Genomic DNA, 6003 nt, shown 5'->3' with positions numbered 1-6003 from the left:
CCGGCAGGAGTTACGCGCCGCATGCCCGGCGCCGTCGCCTACCACCAGGACACGGCCGCCGAGGAGGTGCGGCCCTTCGCCGGGACGGGTCAGGAGGGCTCGAACGTCTCCGGGTCCGGGCCCAGCCGGGTGCCGTTGTCGAGCGCGGCGATCGCCCGGAGGTCCTCGGCGTCCAGCTCGAAGTCGAACACGTCGATGTTCTCGCGGATCCGGTCCGGGGTGACGGACTTGGGGATGACCACGTTGCCGAGCTGGAGGTGCCAGCGCAGCACCACCTGCGCCGGGGTCCGGCCGTGCTTCCCGGCGACCGCGGTGATCGTCGGGTCGGTCAGCAGCCCCTTGCCCTGGCCCAGCGGCGACCACGCCTCGGTGGCGATGTTGTGCCGCTCGTGGAAGGCGCGCAGCTCGCCCTGCGCCAGGTTCGGGTGCAGCTCGATCTGGTTGACGGCCGGGACGACGGGGGTCTCGGTCAGCACCCGCTGCAAATGGGCGGGGTGGAAGTTCGAGACGCCGACGGCCTTGGCGCGGCCGCTCTCCGCGAGCTCCGCGAAGGTGCGCAGGATCGTCAGGTAGTCGTCGCTGCCGGCCGCGGGCCAGTGGATGAGGTAGAGGTCCACGTAGTCGAGGCCGAGCTTGGACAGGGAGGCGTCGAACTCCCGCAGGACGCTGTCGCGCGTCCAGGTCTCGGAGACCTTGTTCCACAGCTTGGTCGTCACGAACAGCTCGTCACGGGCGATGCCCGAGGCGGCGAGGGCCTTCCCCGTGCCCTCTTCGTTCGCGTACACGGCCGCGGTGTCGATGCTGCGGTAGCCGGCCTCCAGGGCCGTGGTGACGGCGGCGGCCGCCTCGGCGTCGGGCACCTGCCAGACGCCGAAGCCCAGCTGGGGCATCCGGACGCCGTTGCCGAGGATGATGGAGGGGACCTTGCTCACGAGCACTCGATCCTTAGGTTCGGGGATGTCATACGGGCCTACGACCTGGGACAACAGGCTTCTGCCTCGATCCATTCCCTGTGCACCCATTTTCTACACGTGAGCCTCATCCGCCCCGGTAGAGCGCTTCCACCTCACGTGCGTACGCCTTCTCGACGGCCTTGCGCCGCAGCTTCAGCGACGGGGTCAGCAAGCCGTGCTCCTCGGTGAACTGGCCGCCCAGTATCCGGAACGCGCGGATGGACTCCGCCTGCGAGACGGAGGTGTTCGCGGCCACCACCGCCCGCCGGACCTCGGCCTCCAGCTCCGGGTCGCGCACCAGCACCGCGGGATCGGGCAGCGGCCTGCCCCGCATCCTCAGCCAGTGGGCGACCGCCTCCATGTCCACGGTGACCAGCGCGGCGATGTAGGGGCGGTCGTTGCCGACGACGACACAGTGGGACACCAGCGGGTGGGCCCGCACCCGCTCCTCCAGGGGCAGCGGCGACACGCTCTTGCCGCCGGACGTCACCAGGATCTCCTTCTTCCGCCCGGTGATGGTCAGGTAGCCGTCCGCGTCCAGGCCGCCCAGGTCCCCGGTGGCCAGCCAGCCGTTCCGCAGGGCCGCGGCCGTCGCGCGGGGGTCGCCCAGGTACCCGGCGAAGACCTGCCCGCCGTGCAGCCAGACCTCGCCGTCGTCGGCGATGTACACGGTCGTGCCGGGCACGGGCTGCCCGACGGTGCCGAAGCGGGTCCGCTCGGGAGGGTTGGCGGTCGCGGCGCCGGTGGTCTCCGTCAGCCCGTACCCCTCGAAGACGGTGACGCCCGCGCCGGCGAGGAAGAGCCCCAGCCGCCGGTCCATCGCCGAGCCCCCCGACATCGCGTGCCGCACCCGGCCGCCCAGGGCCTCCCGCAGCCGCGCGTAGACGAGCCGGTCGAAGACCTGGTGCCGCACGCGCAGCGCGGCACCGGGCCCGGGGCCGGTGCCGAAGGCCCGCTCCTCCACCGCCTCCGCGTAGCGCACCGCGACCTCGACGGCCTTCTCGAAGGGCCCGCCCCGGCCCTCGCTCTCCGCCGCGCGCCGGGCCGTGTCGAAGATCTTCTCGAAGACGTACGGCACCGCCAGGACGAAGGTCGGCCGGAACGCCCGCAGGTCCGGCAGCAGCGCGGCGGCCGTCAGCTGCGGCTGGTGCCCCAGCTTGACCCGGCCGCGGACCGCCGCGACCTGCACCATCCGCCCGAAGACGTGCGCCAGCGGCAGGAACAGCAGGGTGGCCGGCTCGTCGCCCGGCCGGGAGCGGAAGACCCCCTCGTAGCGGGCGAGGACGTTGTCGGCCTCGGCCATGAAATTGGCGTGCGTGAGCACACAGCCCTTGGGGCGGCCCGTGGTGCCGGAGGTGTAGATCACCGAGGCGGGCGAGGCGGGGGTGAGCGCCATCCGGTGCCGGTGCACCACCTCGTCGGCGACGGCCTCACCCGCGGCGCCCAGTGTCCGGACCGCCCCCGCGTCCAGCTGCCACAGCCGGGCCAGCCGTGGCAGCCGGTCGATGACGGACCCGATGGTCATCGCGTGGTCCTCGTGCTCGACCACGCAGGCCGTGACGTCCGCGTCGAGCAGGATCCAGAAGACCTGCTCGGGGGAGGACGTCGGGTAGACCGGCACCGGCTGGGCGCCGATCGTCCACAGCGCGAAGTCGAACAGCGTCCACTCGTAGCGCGTCCGGGACATGATCGCGACCCGGTCGCCGAAGCGGACGCCCTGGGCGAGCAGCCCCTTCGCCAGCGCCAGCACCTCGTCCCGGAAGGCCGCCGCGGTCACGTCCCGCCAGCGGCCGTCGGCCCCCTTGCGGCCGAGCGCGATCCGCTCGGGCTGCTCGGCGGCATGCTCGAATACGACGTCCGCCAGTCCTCCGACCTGGGGCGCCGTCACCAGCGAGGGGACGGTGAACTCGCGCACCTACCAGCTCCTGCTACTTCCCGACGGGCTCCGCACAGCGCGGTGACCGTACCCGGTAGCGAACCTTCCCGAACCCCTCCCCGGCCGCCCGATGCCATGTCCCCGACAGGATCCCCACGGAACCCGCCCGCCACGGGCACGGACCCGCCACGGGCGTTCGCCCCTCTTCACAGCCCTTCACGGCCCGTGCGGGCCGGGGCCCTCAAAAACCCTTGCGGGCCGGGGACCTTACGCGGACGCCGTGCCGAAGAAGGACTTGGCGGCGGTCAGGGCGGGGCTGCCCTGTATGTCACCGGGGCGGATGCCGTGGCCCACCAGGCTGCCGCCCCAGTGCATGCCGAGGAAGTCGGCCGTGAAGCGCAGCGTGCTCAGCATCGGCCGGGCCGGCACGTCGTCGCCGTAGCTGGTCGTGGTGATGGTCCACAGCGTCCGGCCGCGCATGCGGTCCCGGAACCGCGCCTCCGGCAGGTCGAGCCAGCCGGCCCAGTAGTCCAGGTAGAGCTTGGTGGTCGCCGACAGGTTGTACCAGTACAGCGGCGAGGCGATCACCAGGTCGGTGGCGGCGAGCGTGGCGTCCAGCAACGTCCGCTCGTTGCCCTGCGGTTCCGGCCGCGGCCGGCCGTCGGCGTGCCGCAGGTCCTCGAACGCGGGCAGCGGCAACTCGCTGAGCCGCAGCCAGTTCTGCTCCACCCCCGAGGGCAGCTGGGCGGCGGCCTCACGGGCGAGCGTCTCGGTGTTGCCGCCCTCCCGTGCGCTGCCCAGTACGAAGAGGAACGAACGGCCCTGGCCGGCTTGCGTCATGAGCGGTCTCCTTGGTGTCAGCCGGATGATCATCCGGCAACCCGCTCCAACAACGCCCCGTCAGAAGGCATTCCGAGAAAGGTAAACGCCTCCGAAGAAGTACCTTTTCAGCCATGGTCGTGGCCGGAGGGGAACGCGTCGTGCAGCCGGTCGCCCGCGGCCAGGACCGCCTTCGCCAGCGCCTCCGCCGGGCCGCGGGCGGCACTCCCGGGCGACGCGCCGTACAGCAGCATCACATCGACCCCGCCCAGCTCCGGCAGCCCCGCCCTGGCCGGGATCCGCACCAGGCCCGGCGGGATCATGCCCCGCGTGTGGGCCATCACGCCCAGCCCGGCGCGGGCCGCCGCGATCAGCCCGTTCAGACTCCCGCTGGTACAGGCCACCCGCCAGGCGCGGCCCTCCCGTTCCAGCACCTCCAGGGCGCGCGCCCGGGTCACCGCGGGCGGCGGGAAGAGCACCAGCGGCAGCGGCCGGCGCGGGTCCGGCCGCAGCCGCTCGCTGCCGATCCACACCAGCCGGTCCCGCCACACCAGCCGCCCGTGCGGCTCCCGAGGGTGACGCTTGGCCAGCACCAGATCCAGCCGCCCGGCCGCGAGCCGCTCCTGCAGCGTCTCGGAGAGATCCACCGTCAGCTCCAGATCGACCTCCGGGTGCTCATGGCGGAAACCCTCCAGAATCTCCGGCAGCCGGGTCAGGACGAAGTCCTCCGACGCGCCGAACCGCAGCCGCCCCCGCAGCCGGGTGCCCGTGAACCAGTGCGCCGCCCGCTCGTTCGCCTCCAGGATCGTGCGGGCGAAACCGAGCATCGCCTCACCGTCCTCCGTCAGCCGCACGCTGTGCGTGTCCCGGACGAAGAGCTGCCGCCCGGCCGCTGCCTCCAGCCTGCGGACCTGCTGGCTCACGGTCGACTGCCGCAACCCCAGGCGGCCCGCGGCCTGCGTGAAGCTCAGCGTCTGGGCGACGGCCAGGAACGTCCGCAACTGCACCGGTTCGAACATGACCCCGAGGTTATCGCTTCGCGTGATAACAGTGAGAGCGGTGAACGGGGTTCCCGATGGGCCGGGCCGGCTGCACCCTGGACCTCATGCGTCGCCCCGGCCTCCCCTCCCCGCCCGCCCTCTTCGCCCGCGTGCCCCTGGACCCCTACATAGCCGCCCTGCTGGGCACGGTCCTCCTCGCCGCCCTGCTCCCCGCCCGCGGCCAGGCCGCGACCGCCGTGAGCGTCGCCTCCAAAGCGGCGGTGGCGCTGCTGTTCCTCCTCTACGGCGCCCGGCTCTCCACCCGCGAGACGGTGGACGGACTGCGCAACTGGCGGCTGCACCTGACGGTCCTCGCGGCCACGTTCGTCCTCTTCCCGCTGTGGGGCCTCGCCGCCCGGGCCCTCGTCCCCCACGTCCTGACGCCCGAACTGCACGCCGGGCTGCTCTTCCTGTGCCTGGTCCCCTCCACCATCCAGTCCTCGATCGCCTTCACCTCACTCGCCCGCGGCAACGTCGCCGCCGCGGTCTGCGCCGGCTCCCTCTCCAGCGTCCTGGGCCTCCTCCTCACTCCCCTCCTTGTGGCATTGCTCCTCGGCCACACCACGGGCGGGTTCTCCCCGCGCTCCCTGCTGTCGGTCGTGGCCCAGCTGCTGCTGCCGTTCCTCGCCGGGCAGCTGCTGCGCCGCCGCGTCGGCGGCTTCCTCACCCGCCACCGCCGGGTGCTCGGACGCGTCGACCGGGGCTCGATCCTCCTCGTCGTCTACGCGGCCTTCAGCGCCGGCGTGGTCCGGGGCGTCTGGCACCAGGTCACCCCCGTACGGCTGCTGGCCCTCGTCGGGGTGGAGGCCGTGCTGCTGGCGACGATGCTCACGCTCACCTCCCGCGGCGCGCGGTGGCTGGGCTTCGGCCGCGAGGACCGGATCGCGATCGTCTTCTGCGGATCGAAGAAGAGCCTCGCCGCCGGGCTGCCGATGGCCGGGGCCCTCTTCGGTGCCCATGCGAGCCTGGCGGTGCTGCCGCTGATGCTCTTTCACCAGATGCAGCTGGTGGTGGGGGCGGTGCTGGCCAAACGGTACGGGCGCCGGGCGCCGGAGGCGGTCGGACGCGTTGAGGGGGTGGCTCGCAGGCGCGGGCTGTCCGAGCGGTTCCCGCTGCGCGGGGCGTAGCCGGGTGCGGCGCCGTTTCCCCTGCGGGGGGGCTTAGGGGGGCTTGGCTGGCCGTTGTTTCCCGGGTTTCTCGCTGTTGCCCCTGCGGGGGCGTTGTCCGCTGCGCGGGGCTGTTCAGGTGCGGTGTCGGGCCTGCGCGGGTGGGGGTTTCAGGGCTGCTTCGCTTTACGCCCTGAAACCCCCACCCG

The 6003-nt window shown here is 72.8% G+C and carries 5 protein-coding genes; 1 reads left to right on the top strand and 4 read right to left on the bottom strand.

The annotated features are described in order from the left end of the window. Nucleotides 1-89: 89 nt before the first annotated feature. The 4 genes from ABZ951_RS33335 to ABZ951_RS33320 all read right to left on the bottom strand — a co-directional run bounded on the left by ABZ951_RS33335 (nt 90) and on the right by ABZ951_RS33320 (nt 4667). The gene (locus ABZ951_RS33335; RefSeq protein WP_344096100.1) at nt 90-932 is read right to left on the bottom strand and encodes an aldo/keto reductase; all 843 of its coding nucleotides are present in this window, start codon (nt 930-932) and stop codon (nt 90-92) included. A gap of 106 nt (nt 933-1038) precedes the next feature. Next, complete coding sequence (locus tag ABZ951_RS33330) at nt 1039-2868, bottom strand: AMP-dependent synthetase/ligase (protein ID WP_344096103.1); 1830 nt, start codon at nt 2866-2868, stop codon at nt 1039-1041. 228 nt (nt 2869-3096) lie between these two features. After that, the gene (locus ABZ951_RS33325) at nt 3097-3669 is read right to left on the bottom strand and encodes an NAD(P)H-dependent oxidoreductase (RefSeq protein WP_344096105.1); all 573 of its coding nucleotides are present in this window, start codon (nt 3667-3669) and stop codon (nt 3097-3099) included. Nucleotides 3670-3776: 107 nt separating this feature from the next. Further along, complete coding sequence (locus tag ABZ951_RS33320; RefSeq protein WP_344096107.1) at nt 3777-4667, bottom strand: LysR substrate-binding domain-containing protein; 891 nt, start codon at nt 4665-4667, stop codon at nt 3777-3779. A gap of 86 nt (nt 4668-4753) precedes the next feature. Between ABZ951_RS33320 and ABZ951_RS33315 the strand changes: the two genes are divergently transcribed. Further along, nucleotides 4754-5815: a bile acid:sodium symporter family protein gene (locus ABZ951_RS33315; RefSeq protein ID WP_344096109.1), complete on the top strand. Its 1062-nt coding sequence runs from the start codon at nt 4754-4756 to the stop codon at nt 5813-5815. The last annotated feature ends 188 nt before the right edge of the window (nt 5816-6003 follow it).

Origin of the sequence: Streptomyces sp. NPDC046215, assembly GCF_040646215.1 — a bacterium.
In the GTDB taxonomy this organism is placed as follows: domain Bacteria; phylum Actinomycetota; class Actinomycetes; order Streptomycetales; family Streptomycetaceae; genus Streptomyces; species Streptomyces stramineus.
This window is presented reverse-complemented; position numbering and strand designations above follow the sequence as displayed.